Source organism: Pseudorhodobacter wandonensis (assembly GCF_001202035.1).
GTDB lineage: Bacteria > Pseudomonadota > Alphaproteobacteria > Rhodobacterales > Rhodobacteraceae > Pseudorhodobacter > Pseudorhodobacter wandonensis.
This window is the reverse complement of record NZ_LGHT01000022.1, coordinates 1-22,030: the sequence shown is the minus strand read 5'-3', so window position 1 is coordinate 22,030 and position 22,030 is coordinate 1. Positions and strand designations below refer to the sequence as shown.

General features: G+C 56.8%; 17 protein-coding genes. 14 read left to right on the top strand and 3 right to left on the bottom strand.

The window, feature by feature from the left end:
- Positions 1–242 precede the first annotated feature (242 nt).
- The 11 genes from AKU79_RS03065 to AKU79_RS19455 all read left to right on the top strand — a co-directional run bounded on the left by AKU79_RS03065 (position 243) and on the right by AKU79_RS19455 (position 15,704).
- Positions 243–1,958, top strand: coding sequence for an SIR2 family protein (locus AKU79_RS03065; protein ID WP_050522119.1), 1,716 nt, complete (start codon positions 243–245; stop codon positions 1,956–1,958).
- On the top strand, positions 1,955–2,524 hold the full coding sequence (locus tag AKU79_RS03060) for a hypothetical protein (protein ID WP_156209434.1): 570 nt from the start codon (positions 1,955–1,957) through the stop codon (positions 2,522–2,524). The genes AKU79_RS03065 and AKU79_RS03060 overlap by 4 nt, the downstream gene beginning before the upstream one ends.
- A complete protein-coding gene (locus tag AKU79_RS03055; protein ID WP_050522117.1) occupies positions 2,521–4,947 on the top strand; it encodes an AAA family ATPase in 2,427 nt (808 codons plus the stop codon). Before AKU79_RS03060 ends, AKU79_RS03055 begins: the two co-directional genes overlap by 4 nt.
- Before the next feature lie 904 nt (positions 4,948–5,851).
- Positions 5,852–6,853, top strand: a complete 1,002-nt coding sequence (locus AKU79_RS03050) for an HlyD family secretion protein (protein WP_050522116.1) — start codon at positions 5,852–5,854, stop codon at positions 6,851–6,853.
- Positions 6,850–9,564, top strand: coding sequence for a ribosome-associated ATPase/putative transporter RbbA (gene rbbA / locus AKU79_RS03045; RefSeq protein WP_050522115.1), 2,715 nt, complete (start codon positions 6,850–6,852; stop codon positions 9,562–9,564). The genes AKU79_RS03050 and rbbA overlap by 4 nt, the downstream gene beginning before the upstream one ends.
- 1 nt (position 9,565) lies before the next feature.
- The gene (locus tag AKU79_RS03040) at positions 9,566–10,693 is read left to right on the top strand and encodes an ABC transporter permease (RefSeq protein WP_050522114.1); all 1,128 of its coding nucleotides are present in this window, start codon (positions 9,566–9,568) and stop codon (positions 10,691–10,693) included.
- A gap of 141 nt (positions 10,694–10,834) precedes the next feature.
- Positions 10,835–12,301: an arginine-ornithine antiporter gene (gene arcD, locus AKU79_RS03035; RefSeq protein WP_050522113.1), complete on the top strand. Its 1,467-nt coding sequence runs from the start codon at positions 10,835–10,837 to the stop codon at positions 12,299–12,301.
- A gap of 26 nt (positions 12,302–12,327) precedes the next feature.
- Positions 12,328–13,560 carry an arginine deiminase gene (locus AKU79_RS03030; protein WP_050522112.1) on the top strand — a complete coding sequence of 411 codons (1,233 nt, stop codon included), beginning with the start codon at positions 12,328–12,330 and terminating at the stop codon, positions 13,558–13,560.
- A 17-nt stretch (positions 13,561–13,577) separates the two neighbouring features.
- Positions 13,578–14,579 (top strand): ornithine carbamoyltransferase, encoded by a 1,002-nt coding sequence (gene argF, locus AKU79_RS03025; RefSeq protein WP_050522111.1) that lies wholly within the window; start codon positions 13,578–13,580, stop codon positions 14,577–14,579.
- Position 14,580: 1 nt separating this feature from the next.
- Positions 14,581–15,498, top strand: a complete 918-nt coding sequence (gene arcC / locus AKU79_RS03020) for a carbamate kinase (protein WP_050522110.1) — start codon at positions 14,581–14,583, stop codon at positions 15,496–15,498.
- A 62-nt stretch (positions 15,499–15,560) separates the two neighbouring features.
- On the top strand, positions 15,561–15,704 hold the full coding sequence (locus tag AKU79_RS19455; RefSeq protein ID WP_197087207.1) for a hypothetical protein: 144 nt from the start codon (positions 15,561–15,563) through the stop codon (positions 15,702–15,704).
- A 537-nt stretch (positions 15,705–16,241) separates the two neighbouring features.
- Here the strand turns inward: AKU79_RS19455 and AKU79_RS03015 are convergent.
- Genes AKU79_RS03015 through AKU79_RS03005 form a run of 3 tightly spaced genes read right to left on the bottom strand, consistent with a single transcriptional unit; the run spans position 16,242 to position 19,222 of the window.
- Positions 16,242–17,360 (bottom strand): C4-dicarboxylate TRAP transporter substrate-binding protein, encoded by a 1,119-nt coding sequence (locus AKU79_RS03015; RefSeq protein WP_050522109.1) that lies wholly within the window; start codon positions 17,358–17,360, stop codon positions 16,242–16,244.
- A gap of 42 nt (positions 17,361–17,402) precedes the next feature.
- Complete coding sequence (locus AKU79_RS03010) at positions 17,403–18,713, bottom strand: TRAP transporter large permease (protein WP_050522108.1); 1,311 nt, start codon at positions 18,711–18,713, stop codon at positions 17,403–17,405.
- A complete protein-coding gene (locus tag AKU79_RS03005) occupies positions 18,710–19,222 on the bottom strand; it encodes a TRAP transporter small permease subunit (protein ID WP_050522107.1) in 513 nt (170 codons plus the stop codon). The genes AKU79_RS03010 and AKU79_RS03005 overlap by 4 nt, the downstream gene beginning before the upstream one ends.
- Positions 19,223–19,367: 145 nt before the next feature.
- Here AKU79_RS03005 and AKU79_RS03000 point away from each other — a divergent pair, with 145 nt between their 5' ends.
- From AKU79_RS03000 to AKU79_RS02985, 3 genes are all read left to right on the top strand, one after another.
- Positions 19,368–20,264, top strand: a complete 897-nt coding sequence (locus AKU79_RS03000) for a LysR family transcriptional regulator (protein ID WP_197087205.1) — start codon at positions 19,368–19,370, stop codon at positions 20,262–20,264.
- Between the two features lie 99 nt (positions 20,265–20,363).
- The gene (locus AKU79_RS02995) at positions 20,364–21,104 is read left to right on the top strand and encodes an alpha/beta hydrolase (protein ID WP_050522105.1); all 741 of its coding nucleotides are present in this window, start codon (positions 20,364–20,366) and stop codon (positions 21,102–21,104) included.
- A 547-nt stretch (positions 21,105–21,651) separates the two neighbouring features.
- Positions 21,652–22,030, top strand: a 379-nt coding sequence (locus AKU79_RS02985; RefSeq protein ID WP_050522103.1) for a transposase, incomplete at its 3' end; no start/stop codon positions are given.

Here is a 22,030-nt window from a genome sequence, read left to right as displayed (position 1 = left end):
CGGCTTAACCAAGGCGGAAATCCACTTAGAAAACGCCCGGAACCTGTTCAGGTCAACCGAACCACCTCTATTGCCAATTTTTTTGAACGATATCTCCTGTCATCTGGTCTAGAACGTGTTCAGCTATTTGATGCTTGCAACTCAACATGGCGTTATGCAAGCTCTAGGCCTAAGTAAATGGATGCAGCGGTTATTTTCCGCTTATGCTTGGACAAAATTGAGCGAAAGTGACCTTGCAGTAAATGCCCGCAGCCTGGGAAATATCTATTTTAGAAACGCTGGAGTTGCTCGATGAGTCCCTTCAGGAATTCGCGGCGGGCATTGCTGATGACAGGTACGCTATTTGGCTCGGTGCTGGGGTTTCTCTCGAAAAGCTGCCTGGTCTAAAAGGCGTTTCTGAAGCAATTTTGGAACATCTTCGTTCCAAAATTGACCTAGGCAACCCGGCATGCGCTTTCCGCTCTTGCCTGAACGAAGTTTTGGCGTTGGTGGCATTGGATCAAACACAGCGAGCAGTAATTGACTTTTCCACTCCCGTTGCGACGTGGGGCCCAATTGAGCAAATCAAGCAGCAACTTGTTAACTGTTATGCAGTGATGTTGGATCAGTTTCCGGCGACAGAGGCGCCCGACTACCTCGTTTGGGAAGGCGTGAAGGTCGCGGATCAGTATGCCGATCCACAGACAACGCCTGGAGCAGAGCATCTCGGCCTTGCGGCGCTAATCATGGAAGGTGTCGCGTCTGACTGTGCGAGCGCGAACTGGGATGATTTGATCGAGAAGGCGGTGCATATCGCGGATGGACCTAACTCGTCGGTGCTCCAAGTCAGGGTCGTTCCGACGGATGTGCAAGACAACATCCGCCGAGCACGCCTCTACAAATTTCATGGATGTGCGGCCTTGGCTGGGCAAAACGAAGCTGTGTATCGCCCACGTATCGTAGGCCGACAGTCACAGATCGATGGCTGGGCTGCCAAGGCAGAAAACCAAGTCATTGCTGGTAAGATGCTCGACCTAGCGGTATCGAAGGGCACGCTTATGTTGGGCCTTTCAGCACAGGATGCCAACATCCAGGACGTATTTGTCCGCGCCCGTATGCAATTGCCCGCTACCTTCCCAACCAATCCTCCTGCCGTGATGGTTTCGGAAGACAGTGTTGGGGTTCGTCAGCGCACGCTACTTCAGAATTTTTATTTCAATGATTACCCTACCCAATCGGAGGCCATCCACGAGGCGTCTTTGGTCCGGTCCTTCGCGGGCGCACTGTTGCCTGCCCTTTGGCTGCATATCATATGCGCAAAGCTAAGTGCCTTCGTTGATACCGCCGCGGTAGGTTTGTCGCCCGGCGAGCGAGATGAATTACGGCAAGGGCTCCAGCGACTACGCGATCTGGGCGCTGGCGTCGCAACCGTAGGCGACCATGAAGCGTTCATGCACGCTGCACTATCCCAACTCGGCCGGGCGATACGATTGTTTCACCATGGTCGCAATTCGACGGCGCTAAGTGGACTCTATGCCCCTTTGACGGACACTGGTGTTTCCCGCACACTCGCGAATCCACACCTTGCGTCAACAGGGCTGGTGGAACTTTCTTTGGGTCTGGCGATCATCGGCCATGGAGAGCAACAAGGTTATTGGACCTGCACTATGCCCGACACTAACGATCCAAAGTCTGGCGTCATCGAGGTTAATGGCCTTGTCGGTCGGTCGCAGGTTTTCTTCGCAGGGAGTGCTCATGCGGCGGCCCAGATGTTTGCTGAGGGACATGTAAGTGACGATGATGATTCTATCATTGTACATAGTTTCGAGCCGCCGAATCGGGCAGCCAGGCATCCGACAAGCGCGCCAGGACGGACGGGTAAGGTTCAGCTAAGGGAGTTAAGCGTATCATCCATCATTGATGGAACAGATAATTTAGACACCATCGTGCAACGGTTTAAGATGGAGGCAGCGATTTGATAGAAACGACACCGGTTGAACGCGTTGCACAAATGCTCGAATCGGCGCAATTCCAACGCACACCAATCCCACTACAGATCGCAAGCCTGAAGCTGGACGTCCCTGCTGCATTTGTTGGGACTTCGCCATCACCAGATCTCGTGGTCGTGGGCGATACAGCTACCCAGTCTGCGCGAGAACTGCAGCAGATGGTTGAGGGAGTTGGACGAGCGCTTGATATTGTCCGATCTCGCCGACCTCTGACTGTAGTTCTTGTTGGCCCGCGTTTGGACAGTGCCGCTCTCGCGACCCTGTCACGTTACGCTCGAGTGTTGCCTATCGGCGAAACTGCAGATGACGAAATTATAAAGAATTGGCTAGCGGTTCTCTTGCCACTCAAACTGCCCGTGCCTGTTGAAGGGAGAGGAATCGATTGCCTTGAGGAATTGCGAGCAATGACGGGCACTGAGGGTAAAGAGTTGATCGATCTTGCAGTCCATGGAGCCAACGCGGTCGCCGACAGGTTTGTCGCCATGGTTGAAGAGCCATTCGATGAAGGCGCGACCTTTGAGGACCGCAAAGAATGAACATGGGTATCACCTCACTAGAAATCGAAGATTTCCGTAGCATCCGTGGTTCGCATCACATCTCGTTAGATGCTTCTGCGGTTTTAATCCATGGACCTAATGGCACGGGTAAGACGAGCCTTCTGTCTGCCATAGAATTCGGACTTACGGGCAGCGTTGCCTCTCTTGCCCGTTTCGATCCTAGCTATATCCAACACTTACCGCATAAGCTAAGTGCCAACGGGAAGTGCCGTGTCCAAATCGATGCAACCGGCTTCGATATGGCGTCCGCCGAAATGCGAGGCGACGGTTTACGCATCTGGGGTGACCCAATTCTTGGCGATGACCAATCCCGATTTTTTACCGAGCGGAGCTACCTTCCACAAGCCGCTCTTGGGCGCCTGCTGGAGATATATGAGCACCAAGACAGTCGGCGAACAGATTCCCCACTTACTCGCTTTGTGAAAGAGCTACTTGGTTTAGAGGCGCTCGACGCGCTGATTGATGGCCTGCACGCCAGCGGCGATGTCAGAAGGCTTCGTGAGCCAGCGCCGCGCTATTGGTTTGCTCGCTCGGACGCCGCTCCAGCCGCAAAGCGCGTGGCGGATGCCGAAAGTGCCCACAAGACCGCCATCGAAGCAATTAATGCCGCTGAACAGGAGTTGAAAACCAAGCTCGAAGGCTTGGCTCCGCCTGAACCGACTCTTAATGCAGAGTTTTTGGCACCTCTTCTAGAAGAATTTCAGGGCCGGGCGGAAGCGCGGCTTGGAGAATTGGCGCGTCGCCGTCGCGACCTAAATGCAGCTACAGAACAACTTGTTGACGCTTCCGGCGACGATCAAGCAAAGCGTCAGTCGGTGGAAGTTGCAGCGTCAAGAAGCCGGGAAGCCCTAGAAACTTGGACCAAGGGCCCGGGGAAACAGCTGCATGATTTGTTCAACGCGATCCGCAAGGAGTTCGGTCAACTACCGGAGTTCACCAGCGATCCCAAAGAAACCCATGAAGTTGGGACGCGCCTCGTTGCGAATGAATTAGCGCGTTTGCAGGCTTTGTCAGAAAGTGACCAGGCCTCTCAGAAGATATTGGGTGAAGTGCAAGAGGCTCTCCGGCAGGGCAGAGCTCGATTGAGAATAATCGAGAATGAATTGGAAAGCGACAAAGGTGCAAACCAGGAACTGGCGGAAGCGCTTACCGCGATCTCTTCGCATATTCTTGATGAAGCCTGCCCGGTCTGCGGCCGGGACTTCAGCGAAGTGTCCGAAACCTCTCTAGCGGCCCACGTTTCCGGAGAGGTGCAGCGCCTAATTTCCACAGCAGCTCGAGTGGAAAGCTTGGTAAAAGATCGCTCATTAACGGTTGCAGCGATTACCCAAGCGCAACGCCAAGAAGCTGATCTCATTGCTAAGCGGCTATCACCTGATCAACGGGATGAAATTCAGCTAAATATTGCACGGCTGACGGAATGGAGAAATAGCCTCGCAATGCACTACGACACTGCCGTGATGGGCGCGAGCCTTCAGGAGCAGGCGTCTGCCTCTGCACGCGAGCTGTCCATCCTAAATACACGAAAGGCCAGCATAAGTGGGCTAAGGCCCGAGCTGAGTCAGCATGCGCAGGCGCTAGGCCGTCCTACAACCTCAGATGACGTTCCGCTCCAGACGATACTTGCCGACCTTATAGCCTTCGTAGAGGAGGAAGAAGATTCTGAACGACGCTTGGTTCATCGCATATCTAATATTGAGGAAGCGCTTGCTGACTTGTCTATTGCCCGCACTACGGCAGTTGAATTGGCGGCTACAGTAAAGTCGGCGACCGATGAACTGGCGTTAGCGTCTATTCACCGAGAAGAAGCTGAACGCCGGATCGCACTAGCCAAAGACGTGGCAAGTCGTGCGCAATCGCTCCGCACTTCGAAGGTGAAACAGGTCTTCAATGACGAACTAAACAGCGTTTGGCGGGAACTTTTTATCCGCCTCGCGCCAGAAGAAGCTTTCGTTCCTGCTTTCGCGTTGCCTAAGACTTCAAGCGGATCGGTAGAGGCAGTTCTTGAGACGCACTACCGATCCGGGGGAAAGGGGGGCAATCCGCGCGCAATGCTTAGTGCGGGGAACCTGAATACTGCGGCACTGACCCTGTTCTTGGCTCTCAACCTGTCAGCAATGCCCCAGCTTCCCTGGTTGATCATTGATGATCCAGTGCAAAGCATGGACGATGTACACATTGCGCAGTTTGCTGCGCTCTTGAGGACGCTCAAGCGTGAAGGAAGACAAGTGATCTTAGCGGTGCATGACCGTCAGCTCTTTGACTATCTTTCCTTGGAACTGAGCCCGGCATTCAACGGCGACCGACTAATAACTGTAGAACTTGGGCGCACTTCTGACGGCATGACTACCGCCCAATGGAAGCCGGTAGTTTTCCAGCCGGACAGGGCCTTCGCAGCTTAGCACTTGGCTGCACTAGTCAGTTTAAATGACAAAAACCAGATGGCAACCGGCTGAGTGTTGATGTCCCGCTTTACTGCGGCCTCAGTGCGCCAACTCGGAGGCCAGGACATGAGCTGAGCGGCCAGACAAACGCCTCAAGGCGGCGCTACGGGCGATTGCCCGAACCAAACGGAGACACCCGAGCATGATGGCAGCCCACAACGCGTTGTAAGGCCGACTTTTTCAACAAAACCCGCCGACTCTACTAGCCGTCAGCTAATACGTGGCATAGTGAACGTGATCTACCCCGGCGTGGAATACAAAGGCAAGTATTTCTGTAAGCGAGCTCCCGCAACCAAAATAATCAAATAAGTATTGTGCATTAAATGCTCCCCCAGACGCGTCCTGATCGCCATTGCTGCAACGACCGTGTCTGCTCTCGCGATCACCGTGGCCACGGCGCAGGTTTAGACCAGAGGCCCACCATGCACTAACATTCAAACTGGACCACCCGATGGAGGCACTCCAAATGCTTGCACGCCGCTCGCTTGATGTCTTTGACGATCTTCTCGCCAAGGCTTTTATGTGTTCCAGTTGTCTGTTTCATTTTCCACTCCTCAGTGGTTACGATGAGCCAAGAACACTCTCTTATCAAATAACGCTATTTGGACCCATACTCTTTACCGCTGACAAGCTGTCCTGAATGCGCCAAAAATGTTCGGGCGTCATGTCTGGCAACAAGTTGACCCGAATTAGGTCAGCTATCGAAATGGTTTCGAAATGCCATCGTTCCCGATCAACATCGAAGTGCCGGGTAGTATATCCCTTAACAGAAATCAGACTGGGAATTGATCTGAGTCAATCCTCCGGCAGCCAGGGCCGCTTAAGCAGGGGCCTAGATTAGACGGATTCGGTGGGAACGGTAATGTTAAACGGACTTTCGGCAACGAAGAAAAAACTGATAACGGGCGCGGTGCTTGTTGTGGCGCTTGGGCTAGGCGGTGCGCTTTTGTGGCAATCGACGCAAACGGCGGCGCTGCCCGACGGGATCAGCATGTCCAACGGCCGTATTGAAGCCGAGCGGATTGAGGTTGCCACAAAACTCTCAGGCCGTATTTCCGAAACCCTGATCGCCGAAGGCGACTGGGTGGCGGCTGGGCAGGTCGTGGCGCGTCTTGAAGTGACAGAGGTGCAAGCCCAGATGCGTCAAGCCCAGGCCACGGTTGTGCAGGCACAGCAGCAAAAGCTGCAAGCCGAGGCGCTGTTGCGGCAGCGCCAATCCGAGCTGACCACCGCGCAGGCCGAGTTCACGCGCATTGAGCAGCTTGCGACCAAAGACTTTGCGACGCAGTCCAGTTTGGACAGCCATCGCACCGTGCTTGCCACCGCGCAGGCGGCGGTAGCGGCGGCCGATGCGGGGATTTCCTTGGCGGATGCCACCATCGCGGCGGCCCTAGCGGCGGTTGAACGGATTCAAAGCCTGATCGACGATTCAAGCCTCATCGCGCCGCGGGCGGGGCGGGTGCAATATGTGCTTGCCCATGCGGGCGAGGTGGTCGCGGCGGGCAGCAGTGTGGTCACGCTGACCGATCTTTCAGATATGTATATGGCGGTGTTTCTGCCCTCGCGCGATGCGGGCCGTTTGGCGATCGGGGCCGAGGCGCGCATCGTTTTGGATGCCATCCCGGACTATGTTATCCCCGCGACAGTGACATTTGTCGCCAGCTCGGCCCAGTTCACCCCGCGCTCGGTAGAGACGGAGCAAGAGCGCGATCAGCTGATGTTTCGCGTCAAGCTGACCATCGCGCCGGAACTGCTGGCGAACTATCAAGAACGGGCGCGGGCAGGGGTGCCGGGGGTCGGTTATGTGCGCGTGTTGGACAGCGCGGTTTGGCCCGATAATTTGACGGTGAGACTGCCGCAATGACCCAAAGCTCGGTCGCGCGGCTGGCCTCTGTCACGCATCTCTATGGGCCGGTCGCGGCGTTGGACGATGTGTCGCTGGACATTCCGGCGGGCTGCATGGCGGGGCTGATTGGTCCGGATGGGGTCGGTAAGTCGACGCTCTTGGCGCTGGTGTCGGGGGTGCGGCGGGTGCAGGCGGGCGCGGTGCAGGTGCTGGGCGGCGACATCCGCGACGCGGGCCATCTGCAGGACTGCAACCGCCGCATCGCCTATATGCCGCAGGGTTTGGGGCGCAATCTCTACCCGACGCTGACGGTTTATGAGAACCTCGATTTCTTTGGCCGACTGTTCGCGCAATCTCAGTCCGAGCGCCAAGCCCGCATTGCCGATCTGTTGCAGGCGACGGGGCTTGCGCCCTTTCCCGACCGTCCCGCAGGCAAGCTGTCCGGTGGCATGAAGCAAAAACTGTCGCTTTGCTCGGCGCTGATCCATGACCCTGACCTGCTGATTTTGGACGAGCCGACGACGGGCGTGGACCCTTTGTCGCGCCAGCAGTTTTGGGACCTGATCGACCGCATCCGCCGGCAACGCCCGCAGATGAGCGTGATCGTCGCCACCGCCTATATGGAAGAGGCCGAGCGGTTTGACTGGCTTGCGGCCATGTCAAACGGCAAGGTAATCGCCACCGGCACCCCAGCCGAAATTCGCGCGGCGGCGCAGCAACCTACGCTGGAGCAAGCCTTTATCGCCATGCTGCCCGAGGCTGCCCGGCGCGGCCATAAAGAGGTAATCGTGCCCCCGCGTCAGCCCTCGGACGGCCCGCCTGCCATCCAAGCCAAGGCCCTGACGCGCAGCTTTGGCGATTTCACCGCCGTTGATGGCGTGAACTTTGACATCGAGCGCGGCGAGATTTTCGGCTTTCTGGGGTCGAACGGCTGCGGCAAGACCACGACCATGAAGATGCTGACGGGGCTGTTGCCAGCCAGCTCGGGGCAGGCGCTGCTCTTTGGCGAGACGCTGGACGCGGGCGACATGCGCACCCGCAAGCGGGTCGGCTATATGTCGCAATCCTTCTCGCTTTATACCGAGCTGACGGTGCGGCAAAACCTAGAGCTGCACGCCGAGCTGTATCAACTGCCGCTGGCCACGCGGGCGGCGCGTGTGACCGAGATGATGACGAGTTTTGATCTAGCCGATGTCGCGGAAGAGCGCCCAGAGGCCCTGCCGCTTGGCATCCGCCAACGCTTGCAGCTGGCGGTCGCAGTTATTCACGGGCCAGAGGTTCTTATTCTGGATGAGCCGACCTCTGGCGTGGACCCGATTGCGCGGGATGCGTTTTGGCAGCATCTGATCGGGCTGTCGCGCCGCGATGGGGTGACGATTTTCGTCTCGACCCACTTTATGAACGAGGCGCAGCGCTGTGATCGCATCTCGCTGATGCATGCGGGCCGTGTCTTGGCGGTGGGCACGCCGACCGAGATCGCCAAGACCAAGGGCACCGACAGCCTGAGCGACGCCTTTGTGGCATATCTGCGCGAGGCAGCGGGACCAGAGGCCGCGACCACCGCGACCCAAGCCCCCCACGGCCAAGACGCCCCCAAAAATGGCGGTGGGTTTGGCCGCATGTGGGCCTTTGCCCGCCGCGAGTCGATGGAGATTTTGCGCGACCGCTTGCGGCTTGGCTTTGCCTTTCTGGGGCCGATCATTCTGATGCTGACCTTTGGCTATGGCATTTCCTTTGACGTCACGGATTTGCCCTATGCCGTGCTGGACCAAGACCAAACCGCCGAAAGCCGCACCCTGCTTGAAGCGTTTTCAGGCTCGCGCTATTTCGCCGAACAAGCCCCCGCGGCCAGCACCGCCGAGCTTCAGGCGCGGCTGCGCAGTGGCGAGATTGCTTTGGGCATCGAAGTGCCTGCCGATTTCGGGCGATTGTTGCTGCAATCGCAGCGGCCCGAGGTGCGGATTGCCGTCGATGCCGCCATGCCGTTTCGCGCCGAGACCACGCGCGGCTATCTGCAAGGGCTAGCGCTGTCCTATATGGACGACCAGATTGAGCGGACCTATGGCGAGGTCATCGACACCAGTGCGGCGAATGTTCAGACGCGGTTTCACTATAACCAAAGCTTCAAGTCGGTGTTCGCGATTGTGCCCTCGGTCATCATGCTGATGCTGGTGTTGATCCCGTCGATGATGGCGGCGATGGGGGTGGTGCGCGAAAAGGAAACGGGCTCGATTGCCAATTTCCGGTCTACGCCTGTCACGCGGCTAGAGTTCATCTTGGGCAAGCAGTTGCCTTATGTCGCCATTGCCATGATCAGCTTTCTGACGCTTTTGGTGGTGGCTTATGGGGTGTTTGGAGTGACTGTGAAAGGCTCTGTGCTGGCGTTGTTTGTCGGGGCGCTACTGTATGTGCTCGCGTCTACGGGGTTTGGTGTGCTGATCTCGACCTTTACCAAGACCCAAGTCGCGGCGACTTTTGCGGCGGCGATTATCTCGATCATTCCGGCGGTGAATTTCTCTGGGCTGTTGGTGCCTGTGGCCTCGCTTTCGGGCGGCGGGCGGTTGATCGGTTTGGGATTTCCCTCGGCGTGGTTTCAGCAGATCAGCGTCGGCACCTTTACCAAAGGGCTAGGCTTTGCCGATCTGTGGCAGAACCACCTTGCGCTGGCGGGCTTTGCGGTGGTGTTCATCGCGGCGTCGGTCGTGGCGCTTCGCAAGCAGGAGCGGTAAGATGAAGCAATGGCTTTCCAACATCTACCGCCTTGGCCTAAAGGAATTGCGCAGCCTGCGGGCTGATCCGGTCTTGTTGCTGCTGATCGCCTATGTGTTCAGCTTTGCGGTCTATGCCGTCGCCACCGGGGCCAAGCTCGAGGTCGTCAACGCCTCGGTCGCCTATGTCGATCTTGACCGATCAGACCTGTCAGGGCGGATCATTGGCGCCATTCTGCCGCCCGAGTTTGATACGCCCAAGGAAATCGCGGCCTCGGATGTCGAGCTGATGATGAACGACGGCGACTATGTGTTTGTGCTGGTGTTTCCGCCGCGGTTCGAGGCCGATGTCTTGGCGGGCCGTCAGCCGTCGTTGCAGCTGAATGTCGATGCGACGGCGATGGTGCAGGCGGGCAATGGCTCGGTGTTTTTGCAAGAAATCATCGCCGCCGAGATCAACAAATTCGTCGCCCGCGATGACACCGAGACCAGCTTGCCGATTGATCTGATCGTCACGGCGCAGTTCAACCCTAACCTGCAATCGACGTGGTTTTCCTCGGTGATGCAGGTAATCAACAACGTCACCATCCTGTCGGTGCTGCTGACGGGGGCGGCGCTGATCCGCGAGCGGGAGCATGGCACGATTGAGCATCTTCTGGTGATGCCGGTGTCCCCGTCCGAAATCATGTTAGCCAAGATTTGGGCCAACGGTTTGGCGATCATAATCGCTGCGGTGTTGTCGCTGTGGCTGGTGGTGCAGGGAGTTTTGGGCGTGCCGATTGCAGGGTCAGTGACGCTGTTTGTGGCGGGGACAGTGCTCTATCTGGTGTCGGTCACGGGGTTGGGGATTTTGTTGGCAACCTTTACCACCTCGATGCCGCAGTTTGGTCTGCTGGCGCTGCCGGTTTTGGTGATTATGAACCTGCTGTCGGGCAGCACCACGCCGATGGAGAGCATTCCCGTTTGGCTTCAGAATGTTATGCAAGTCGCGCCCTCGACGCATTTCGTGTCCTTTGCGCAGGCGATCCTTTATCGCGGGGCGGGGTTTGACACCGTCTGGCCGGATATGCTGGTGATGGCGGGGCTGAGTGCGGCGTTTTTCATAGCGGCCCTGCTGCGGTTTCGCAAAACCATGGCCGCGACAGGATAATTTTTTAACGCCAAGGGCTTGGCTTTGATACAGGTCAAAGCCGACGCCTGCCCAGCCCGTCATGTTCGCGCCATGACTGATCTAGCGCAGCGCGATTTCGCGCCGCAATCTGATCAGCCTTTGTCCTCAAGGAGAGGCCCAATGGCAACAGACATAAATTCACCCCCCCAAGCATCCGCCGCCGCGTCAGGCAAGCTGGGGCTCTTTTCACTAACGGCGTTGGTCGTCGGTTCTATGATCGGGGGCGGGGTGTTTAGCCTGCCGCAGAACATGGCGCGCGGGGCATCGGCTGGGGCTATCACTATCGGCTGGCTGATCACAGGCATCGGTATGCTGGCGCTCGCTTTTGTCTATAGAAACCTATCGATGCGTAAGCCCAAGCTGGATGCAGGCCCCTATTCCTATGCCCGCGCGGGCTTTGGCGATTTCGTCGGCTTTAACAGCGCTTGGGGCTATTGGCTGAGCGCGTGGCTGGGCAACGTGTCCTATGCCGTGCTGATTTTTGGCGCGCTAAGCTATTTCTACCCGCCTTTTGGCGACGAGGGCAACACGTGGCAAGCGATTGTCGGCGCGTCGATTGCGCTTTGGCTGATCCATGCGCTGGTCTTGATGGGGGTGCGCCAAGCGGCGATTGTCAACGTCATCACCACGATTGCCAAGCTTGCGCCGATTTTCCTGTTCATCGTGCTGGTGCTGGTGGCGTTCAACATGCCGACCTTCAAGCTTGATTTCTGGGGCACAGAGACGCTGACCCTTGGCAGCATCGCCGCACAAGTTCAAAGTACGATGCTGGTCACACTTTGGGTGTTCATCGGCATTGAGGGCGCAAGCGTCGGCTCGGCCCGCGCGGCCAAGCGCAGCGACATCGGCAAGGCCACCATCCTTGGCTTTGTCACCGTGCTGTTGCTCTATCTTCTGGTGTCTTTGTTGTCGCTGGGGGTGATGTCGCAGCCTGACTTGGCGGGCTTACCTGCTGCGGCCTCGATGGCGAATGTGCTTGAATCCGTGGTCGGGCCTTGGGGATCCGTTGTGGTGCGCATCGGCTTGGTGATTTCTGTGGCAGGGGCGTTCCTAAGCTGGACGTTGCTGGCCGCTGAAATCCCGTTCCGTGCCGCCAAAGAGGGGATGTTGCCTGCGTTCTTTGCGACCGAGAATGAGAACGGCTCGCCCTCTGGCGCGCTTTGGATCACCAATGTGTGCGTGCAGGTGGTGCTGTTCGTGACGCTTTACGCCAACTCAACCTATCTGGCGCTGTTCTACATCGCCTCGACCGCGATCCTGGTGCCTTATGTGTTCTCGGGGGCCTATGCGCTGAAACTGGCGCTGACCGGCGAAAGCTATGCGACAGGCGAGGGGCGCGGCGCCGATATGGCGATTGGCGGCGTGGCGATGGTTTATGGTGCGTGGCTAATTTATGCGGCGGGGCCTGCCTATCTGCTTATGTGTGCCATTCTCTATGCGCTGGGGATTCCGTTCTATGTTTGGGCGCGCCGTTCGCGCCATGAACAGGCGTTTACAGGCGCCGAGATGCTGATTGCTGCGGGTCTGATCGGGGCTGCTCTTGTGGCTGCCTATCTGATGCAAACCGGCGCGATCAGCGCACTTTAATATCTTTGATAAAAGGAATGGCTGTCATGGAACACGCCAACACTCTGGGTGTCTTTTCGGAGACCGGCAAATTGCGGCAAGTGATCGTCTGCAGGCCCGGTCTGGCGCATCGCCGCCTCACCCCCGCTAACTGTCAGGACCTGCTGTTTGACGATGTGTTTTGGGTTAAACAGGCGCAAAAAGACCACGACGTTTTCGCCAGCACCATGCGCGGCGAAGGGGTCGAGGTCTTGGACGTGAACGACCTTTTGGCCGAGACGCTGGACAACCCCACCGCCCGCGCTTGGGTGCTGGACCATCGCATCACCCCCGACCAGATCGGCACGGGCATGATGTCAGAGCTGCGTGACTGGCTGAACGGGCTGTCGGGGGTGCAACTGGCTGCCTATCTCTTGGGCGGTTTGGCGGTGGATGATCTGCCGTTCAAGCCCTCGGGCCTGTTCGGAAGCTATCTTGGCGCGCATGGGTTCATCCTGCCGCCGCTGCCGAATGCGCTTTTCACCCGCGACAACTCGGCGTGGATTTTCGGCGGCGTGTCGGTCAATCCGATGTATTGGGCGGCACGGCGGCCCGAGACCTTGCTCAACACCGCTGTCTACAAGTTCCACCCGAAATTCGCGGGCAAGGCCAAGATCCACTGGGGCGACCCGACGGTTGATCACGGCTTGGCCACGGTCGAGGGCGGCGACATCATGCCCGTTGGCAATGGCACCGTGCTGATCGGCATGGGCGAGCGGTCTTCGCCGCAAGGGGTGGGGCAGTTGGCCGAGTCGCTGTTTGCGTCGGGAGCGGCAGAGCGGGTTCTGGCTTTTGCCATCCCGAAATCCCGCGCGGCGATGCATTTGGACACCGTTTTTACGCTTTGCGGCGGCGATGTGGTCACCACCTTCAAAGAGGTCGCGGACGAGCTGACCTGCTATGATCTGCGGCCTGGCGATGGCACGGCTGCCTTGCGGTTTCATCACGACCCGCGCCCGATCTTTGACATCGTGGCCGAGGTGCTTGGCTACAAAAGCCTCCACATCGTGCCAACAGGCGGCACCACCGTCGAAGAGCGCGCCCGCGAGCAGTGGAACGACGGCAACAACGTGCTGGCGCTGCGTCCGGGCGTGGTCATCGGCTATGACCGCAACGACGACACCAATGAAGCGCTGGCTGCGGCGGGCATCGAGGTGCTGGCAATCCCCGGCGCCGAGTTGGGGCGCGGACGTGGCGGCGGCCACTGCATGAGCTGCCCCACCATGCGCGATCCCCTTTAACCTGAAAGGTTACACCAATGGCTTACAATCTGAAAAACCGGCATTTTTTGACACTTCGTGATTTTACCTCGCGTGAAATTGGCTTTCTGTTGAAACTGGCGGCGGACCTCAAGGTCGCGAAATACACCGGAACCGAGGTGCCCAAGCTGCAAGGCAAGGACATCGCGCTGATCTTTGAAAAGGACAGCACCCGCACCCGTGTCGGCTTTGAGGTGGCGGCCTATGATCAAGGCGCGCGCGTCACCTATCTGGGGCCAACGGGGTCGCACATCGGCCATAAGGAAACCGTCAAAGACACCGCCCGCGTTTTGGGCCGGATTTATGACGCGATCGAATACCGCGGCTTTGGGCAGGACATCGTCGATCAGCTGGCACAATTCTCGGGCGTGCCGGTCTATAACGGCCTGACCAACGAGTTCCACCCGACCCAAATTCTTGCCGATTTCCTGACAATGCAAGAGCATGTCGAAAAGCCGCTGCACACAGTGTCCTATGCATTCCTTGGCGATGCGGGCAACAACATGGGCAACAGCCTGTTGATTGGCGGCGCGAAGATGGGCATGGATGTGCGCCTTTGTGCGCCCAAGGCCTGCTGGCCCAAGCAGGCGATCATCGACGAGGCCAAGGCGATTGCGGCCGAGACGGGCGCGCAGGTGAGGATCACCGAAAACGTGGACGATGCAGTCAAGGGTGTGGACTTTGTCTATACCGACGTTTGGGTCTCGATGGGCGAGGCCAAAGAGAAATGGGCCGAGCGGATCAAGCTTTTGACCCCCTATCAGGTCAATGCGGCGGTGATGGCGAAGACGGGCAACCCGCGTGCGTGCTTTATGCACTGCTTGCCCGCCTTTCATAACACCGACACCACTGTCGGCGCCGAGATGAAGGCTGAATTTGGTTTGGACGCGATGGAGGTGACCGACGAAGTGTTTGAAAGCACTGCCTCGATCGTCTTTGACCAAGCCGAAAACCGGATGCACACCATCAAGGCGGTGCTTGTCGCCACATTGGGGGCCTAAGATGCTGGTGGTTGCAGCCGTGGGCGGCAACGCGCTTTTGCAGCGCGGCCAGCCCCTGACGGCAGAGGCGCAGCGCGCCAATGTCAAAACTGCCGCCCTTGCGCTGGCGGAAATCGTGCGGGCGGGGCATCAGCTGATCGTGACGCATGGCAACGGCCCGCAGGTTGGGCTTCTGGCCTTGCAGGGGGCGGCCTATAAACCCGATGAGGCCTATCCGCTGGATGTCTTGGGTGCCGAAACCGAGGGCATGATTGGCTATCTGATCGAGCAAGAGCTGGAAAACGCGCTTGGTCACGATCACGCGGTGGCGACGCTTTTGACGCAGGTGATCGTCGATCCTAAAGACGCGGCCTTTGGCGCGCCGACTAAATTTGTCGGGCCAGTCTATACGCAGCAAGAGGCCGAGATCCGCGTCAAAGCCGCAGGCTGGTCTATTGCGCAAGACGGCCAATACTGGCGCCGCGTTGTCGCGTCGCCCAAGCCCGTCGAGATCCCCGATCTGCGGGTGGTGCGGCTGTTGCTGGACCAAGGCGTGACGGTGATCTGCGCGGGCGGCGGCGGTATCCCCGTGGTGCGCCGCGCCGATGGCAGCATGATCGGCGTCGAGGCGGTGATCGACAAGGACGCCGCAAGCGCGCTTTTGGCCGCCGATATTGGCGCGGATGCCTTGCTGCTGCTGACCGATGTCGAGGCTGTTTTTAGCGGCTTTGGCACCGACACGGCCAAGGCCATGCAGTGGTTTTCCCCCGAGGAAGGCCGCGCTTTGCAGATGCCCGCAGGGTCGATGGGCCCCAAAATCGAGGCCGCTTGCGCGTTTGCAGATCAGGGCGGCGTCGCAAGCATCGGCCGTTTGGCGGATGCGCTCAAGCTACTGAATGGGGCCGCGGGCACCCGCATTTCAGCGGCCCCAAAGTCATAATACATTAACCATGCTAACGACGCAGGGTGCAAAGCCCTGCCAAGCCAGAAAAGGACTCTTCCATGAAAACCATATTTGTCACTGTCGCATGCGCGCTTTTTGCTTTGTCAGGATGCACCACTTCAGGTCATTATCCGATCAGCGGCGAAGAATGCACCTCAAACGATCCAGTGCTGAAGCTGGATGCAAACGATTGCCTGCCGTAATAATAGCGTCACCATAGGGTGTTCAACGCACCTGATTGTCGGTCATAGGCGCACCACCGTGCTAAGATATTACTTAGGATCTTCCCGACACCCCAGCCATGGGTTCAGGAGGGTTCTTAACTGACTGCGGGTGTTTTAACCTATGGTGGGTGTAATCCGTTTGTGACGGTTGCAGCGAGAATTGTTGCTTACAGTATAACTACTTTCAGACGCGTCACCAACTCGCCGACTTTGGGAATGGAGGGCAATTACCACCACGTCAGTGTGACCTGCCCCCTGAGTGTAGTGAGGCGTGCAGGGCAGAAGCGACGGCCTTCAATATCCTTGTAAAGACTGGCTTGCCGTCGTTTTATACTACCACGCGCGCCAATAAGAGTAATCTGCTCTGCTCTGGCAAGGGCGTCAGCATCCGCGCCATGTGTAACCCTATTTGGTGCATCAAACTGGGCCTGCTTTGGAGTGCGGACTGCCCAAAAAGCAAATGAGGCAGCTTTCCAGCCACCTCATTCTAAGCTTCAATAGACGTGGCCGTGCAGATTATTCGACGCCGTACGTGTTTTCATCAAGCCGATCGTAAATTTCGGCACGGGCAAGTTGGGCCAGCGCATCGGCATCATCGCGATCAACACCGGCGAGCAGAGCATCCCATTTGTCAATGATCGATTTGAATGACGCAAGAATTTCTTCCGGGTTTTTCACGCCCCGCTCTTTTGCCGTCTCGATCAGGATTGCCTCATCAGCCACCACAAATTCGGCCAAAGCGTTTGTCAAAGTGGCATCTGGTTCGGTCACCGCCATCCCGGCCTTTTGCGCGGATGTCACAGCCTTTTCCACATCGTTGTCGAATTCAATGCGGTGTTGCCCCAGATAATACGCCATCTGATTGAACAGCACACGACGGTTTTCGGCCGAGATAGATTGCCAGAATGGTACGTTATAGCCCCACTCGAAACCTGCGTAATAGTTCCCGATCGCCAAGGTGTTCAGGTCTGTGACGACGTCTTTCAAGCTAAAGCTGTCCAGTGCATCGGCCGCAGCGACAGCACAATCAAGCGAGCCGGCATCAAGGCCGGTATACATTTCACTGGACGGGATCGACACCGGAACAGCGCCCACAAACTCTGCAAAGCGTGACCAAGCGCCCCCAGCCATGCGCAGACGTTTACCCTTCATATCCTCCAGCGTTCGGATCGGAGTATTGCATTGCATCAAGTATTCTGACGTTGAATAACCGCCGCCAAACACCACACCATTTGCTTTCCACTCGGCTTGCTGCTCGGGGTTAGTCAGGCCGAACTCGGTCGAGGCGAAGGCCATGACCAAAGGATCGGTGTTGTAAAAGGCCATGTTGCCGACGAGGTTGGCAATCGGCAGCTCGGACGGGGTGTAGGTTCCTGCATGATAGGTGACTTGCGCCACGCCGTCCCGCACGCCTTGAAGCGAGGATGCAGGCGGCAACAATGAACCTGCAGAGAAGACTGTAAATTCGATCTCGCCACCTGTTTCGGTGGCAACCTTTTCGGCAAATTCAACGTAAGGTCCGCGGACCATCGAATGGCGCTCGGCAAAGAAATGGTTTGCGTTATAGCTTTCCGCAGCAGCGGTGGTGGTCATCGCGACGAGCGCGATGGTCGTGGATTTCAGAATGGATATCATGTTCACAGGTGTCCTCCCTTTGGAACGTGTCGAGTTTTCGGGTTAGTTTGCCATGAAAGATGGCAAGAACAGGCTGAGCGCTGGAAATGCGATCAACAAAATCAGGGTCAAAAGATCCATCGCGATGAACCATGTGGTCCCCGAAATAATATCGCCGAGCTTTACTTTTCCAGACAGCGCGCTGTGCAAAACATAAAGGTTCAGGCCGACAGGTGGTGTCACAAGGCCGATTTCAAGCAACTTAATCGTAATGATGCCGAACCAGATCAGGTTAATATCCGCGGCCTCTAGGACAGGCAAAAGTACCGGCAGTGTCAGCAGCATCAGGCCAATCGAGTCGATCACCATCCCGAGGATCACGAATAGCGCGGCGACCATCAGAATGATGATGATCTTGTTGTCAGACACTGACAGCATCGCATCCGTCAGTGAACGTGGCACACCGGACAGCCCCATAAAGCGGGTAAACATGATCGCCCCGATAGAGAGGAAAAAAATCGATGAAGTTGCCACCACGGTCTGGCGAATGGCCGAGCGCATCGCGTCCCATGTTAGGGTGCGGCGCAGAATTGAGATAAGGATTGCTAGAAAAGCCCCGACGCCGCCTGCCTCGGTCGGTGTGAAAAACCCGCCAAAGATGCCGCCGAGAACCCCCATAATCAAGACAGGGAAAGGCCAGACGGACCATAAAAGCCGCAAGAACCTGTCAGCCTCGAAAACCTCAACACTGCGCGGGGCCAGCTTTGGGTTTTGGATACACCGTACTGTAATCATCGCCATGTAGATCAAGGCCGAGATTACGCCGGGGATGACCCCTGCAATAAACAATTGGCCAATCGATTGTTCGGTGAAGATTCCGTAAAGCACCATAAGGATTGAGGGTGGTATAAGCGACCCCAGCGTGCCCGAAGCCGCGACAACGCCGGTGGCAAGTGAGGGGTGGTACTTGGCCCGCAGCATTTCTGGCACGGCGATACGCGCCATGGCTGCGGTGGTGGCGATACTTGAACCCGAAGCGGCGGCAAACAACCCGCAGGCCCCGACGCTGGCCGAGGCCAAACCGCCCGGCACCCTAGACAGCAGCAACCGCAACAGATCAAAAGCGCCAGTGGTCAAGCCTGTATTCGCAGCGATAAACCCCATCAGCAAAAACATAGGGATCGCGGTCAAAGACCAGTCACCGATAAAGCTGAAGGGCAGGGCGCTGACGATCCCAAAAGCTGCGGTCGTGTTCAGCATGACTGAGATGCCGATAAAAGAAACTAACATCAGGGCGATGCCTATCGACATTCGGAATGCCAGCAATGCAAAGAGTGCGCCGACACCGATCCAGCCTATCATCAACATGCTCATACTGCGGACCCTGTATCTTGTAGTTTTGTCACTGTGCGGCCGCGCAACAGCATGATTGCACGGAGCATGGCGGCGACAGCGGCCAACCCAAAACCGATTGGCAGCATACAGCGTGCAGGCCAGACGATAATTTCGCGGCTGCCCATCACGACCTCTCCGACCCTAAAGGCGCGTACTGCGTCCAATCCGGTGCGCCACGTCATTATGGACAACATGACTGCGGTGGCTAAAAACGTAAGCAACAGGCTGGAGCGTTTTAGCCAATCGGGAAAATGGTTAAAGAGCAGGTCGACGCTGATCTGTTCATCATCATATTCGACCATCGCCATGGGCAGCATCACAATGGCGACCATGTAATAATACGACGAAATCTCGACCGTGCCCTGAATTGGCGCGTTCCAGAACACCTTCAGCACAACATCCAATGTAATGTTTGCCATCATCAGGATAATACCCAGCCCCCCCACAAGCATCAGCCCGTGGGTCAATTTTCGAAAAACGCGATCCATATTTCCTCCATGCCCAAGTAGACGTTTTGCAGTCCCCTGGCCCTCAGACCCAACATTCCCCAGCAGCACAACCTATTCAAATAGCAATGCTTGATCGGGTGATCGCATTTGGTTATCGTGGGGGGCTACCTAAAAGGAGATGAATTTGAAGCCCACAAGCATAGGCTTGCGCCATCTGCGCTATACCATTGCGGTCGCAGATGCCGGAGGCTTTAGGGCCGCAGCAGACGTTTTGAATATCGCGCAACCCGCCGTCAGCAAGACCGTTCAAGATACCGAAAAAGACCTCGGCTTTGCGATTTTCAACCGCAAGGCGAATGTCTTTGAGATCACCGAGGCCGGACATGTATTTCTTGAAGACGCGCGCCTGACGCTATCGTCTTTTGAGCGCACCATCCGGGCCTCAAGGCAAAACAGCTTAGGCGCGCGTGGGCATATTATCGTTGGTTATTCGGCACTTGCGACATCATCACAGATTTCTGCGGGGCTAGATAGCTTTCATAAAATGCACCCCGGATGTCAGGTTGAAATGCATGTGATGTCAACTGATGCGATGATGCGCAGCTTGAAAGCTGGCGCAATCGATATTGGTTTTTTGCTGTCGCATGAAACCGTTACAGACCCCGAAATTGACCAAGATCCAGTCTGGACAACCCCAATTGGCGTAGTGGTGCCGCGCTCCATCGAGCAGATAACGCTCGACACACTTCGTGACAGCGATTTTGTGATGGGAGTTCGGGAAAACTGGCGCTCTTTTAGATCGTTGCTCGACGCAGCCTTTGTCACGGGCGATATCAACCCGCGTATTGCAGACGAAGCGTGGGATGTTCAGGTGATTTTTCAGCGGGTCGCTGATGGGCGTGGTTTGACGTTTTACCCAATAAGTGCAGCGGATAGCCTGCCTGCCTCGCTGAAAATTCTGTCCGTTCCCGATTGGACTCCGCAGCTTACGATCGCAATGGCTTGGAGCAAAGTTGTCGATACGAAATTGCTTCAAACCTTTCGAGGCAGCTTTCTAAAAAACAAGCGATCGGCTGGGTGATCTAATCCTGCGATCACCCGATCACACAAGTCTATTTGAGCAGTTGCCCCCATTCAGCATCTTATGAGGATGCAAAAACAGCTGCTAGTGTGAGAGCGAATGGACTACGATTCAGACCCAACACCCTTTTTCCTGCCAGGGTCCTCTGTCGGGCTGCTGCTCTTGCACGGGTTCACCAGCACACCGCAAAGCGTCTCCTATGTCGGGCATAAAATCCACGAGGCCACCGGGGCCACACTCAGCGCGCCCCTTCTAGCAGGTCACGGTGAAACGCCATTTGCGCTGGCGCAGACAGGTTATCAAGATTGGTTGGCGTCTGCCGAAAATGCGCTTAGGGTCCTGTGCGCAAGGTGTAACACAGTTGCTGTGGCCGGTTTGTCTTTGGGTGGCACAATCGCTTTAAACCTGTCGATCAGGTTTCCCGAGCTGGTCGATTTGGTCGTATCCATCAATGGTTCGACGGGCATTTATCAGCCAGAGCAGGTTAGCACTCTCTTCGCCGATATGCCTGATAAATTTCAGCGCGGCATTGGATCGGATATTAAACATCCTGACCGCCGCGAAATTTGTTATGATACCATCCCGACCGCCACGCTGCGCGAACGGTTTTTGCTGACTTGTGCAACTGGATTAATGTTGCCGAACCTGAAGCAACCTATTCTCATTCTTCAGTCTCGAACTGATCACATTGTCGCCCCTGAAAACGGCTTGCGAATTGCGAGCGGCGTAGGCTCGTCCGAGGTAATGATGCGGTGGCTAGAGAGTTCATTTCACGTAGCAACCTTAGATTATGACCGTGATATCATCGTTAAAATGGTTTCCCGTTTCATCACACGTTAGGGTTCGCTCGTTTCCACATCCGGTGCGCCCATTTAGAAACTACTGGGATAGTGTGAAATTCTACTTCTGATGGATGAAAGTAGCAAAGGTAGATTGCGGCATGCGCGCCTGTATCGCGGCCGAGGAACGCAATCGGATAAAGAAACTGGAAAGTGAGGTTCGCGGACTGCGCCAAGCCAATGAGATATTCTACAAAACACCAAGATTGCAAGCGGTGCGCCGATCTCACTATTTGACGTAGTTCCACGGCAGCAGGTCTTTGATCTGGCTTTGTTTGTGGCCAATGACGATGGCTGTGAGCGGAGAACTGTCATGCCATGCTTTGCCGCCTTGGATGTCTCACAGGAGACGACTGCCATCTGTGTTGTCGATGATAATGGCACTATAATTGCGGAGACGAAGATCGCGACCTGCCCTGGCGAGGGACTCATCACCGCGCTGTCAGTGTGTCAGCATTCGATGAGTAAGCGTTCTCGGGCCCCCACCTTCTGCATGATCGATTAACCTGCGACTCCGCACCTGTTGGACATGGGGCGGGAGTTTCGCGATGGCGACTACGGTGGAGTTTCTCAGGGACTATGGGGTGGATTTACGGGGCAATGGCCAGAAGCGCTGGCCTGACGAGGTCAAGGCGCAGATCGTTGCAGAAAGCCTGAAGCCTGGCGTAACGGTGAACGCGGTTGCGGCACGTTATGGGCTGCGGGCGAACCATTTGTCGGAATGGCGTGGTCGGGCTCGGGACGGCAAGTTGGTTTTGCCGGCGATGGAGGACGACGGCTTCTGCTTTGCGTCTCTCGTGCTGTCGGAGGGAAATGCGCCTTCTTTGCCGGTGCGTTCGGGTCAACCAGGCAAGCCAGAAGCGCAGCCTTTGGGATCAATCGAAATCGCTCTGGGCCAAGTGACAATCCGGCTGGACGGTGCCGCGA

Bases quoted from the DNA above. Each gene is read 5' to 3' on its own strand.
- AKU79_RS03040 (WP_050522114.1), top strand. From the start codon at position 9,566: ATGAAGCAATGGCTTTCCAACATCTACCGCCTTGGCCTAAAGGAATTG.
- AKU79_RS19455 (WP_197087207.1), top strand. From the start codon at position 15,561: ATGAAAACCATATTTGTCACTGTCGCATGCGCGCTTTTTGCTTTGTCA.
- AKU79_RS03055 (WP_050522117.1), top strand. From the start codon at position 2,521: ATGAACATGGGTATCACCTCACTAGAAATCGAAGATTTCCGTAGCATC.
- AKU79_RS02995 (WP_050522105.1), top strand. From the start codon at position 20,364: ATGGACTACGATTCAGACCCAACACCCTTTTTCCTGCCAGGGTCCTCT.
- AKU79_RS03015 (WP_050522109.1), bottom strand. From the start codon at position 17,360: ATGATATCCATTCTGAAATCCACGACCATCGCGCTCGTCGCGATGACC.
- rbbA (WP_050522115.1), top strand. From the start codon at position 6,850: ATGACCCAAAGCTCGGTCGCGCGGCTGGCCTCTGTCACGCATCTCTAT.
- AKU79_RS03065 (WP_050522119.1), top strand. From the start codon at position 243: ATGCCCGCAGCCTGGGAAATATCTATTTTAGAAACGCTGGAGTTGCTC.
- AKU79_RS03010 (WP_050522108.1), bottom strand. From the start codon at position 18,713: ATGAGCATGTTGATGATAGGCTGGATCGGTGTCGGCGCACTCTTTGCA.
- AKU79_RS03050 (WP_050522116.1), top strand. From the start codon at position 5,852: ATGTTAAACGGACTTTCGGCAACGAAGAAAAAACTGATAACGGGCGCG.
- argF (WP_050522111.1), top strand. From the start codon at position 13,578: ATGGCTTACAATCTGAAAAACCGGCATTTTTTGACACTTCGTGATTTT.
- AKU79_RS03030 (WP_050522112.1), top strand. From the start codon at position 12,328: ATGGAACACGCCAACACTCTGGGTGTCTTTTCGGAGACCGGCAAATTG.
- arcC (WP_050522110.1), top strand. From the start codon at position 14,581: ATGCTGGTGGTTGCAGCCGTGGGCGGCAACGCGCTTTTGCAGCGCGGC.
- AKU79_RS03005 (WP_050522107.1), bottom strand. From the start codon at position 19,222: ATGGATCGCGTTTTTCGAAAATTGACCCACGGGCTGATGCTTGTGGGG.
- arcD (WP_050522113.1), top strand. From the start codon at position 10,835: ATGGCAACAGACATAAATTCACCCCCCCAAGCATCCGCCGCCGCGTCA.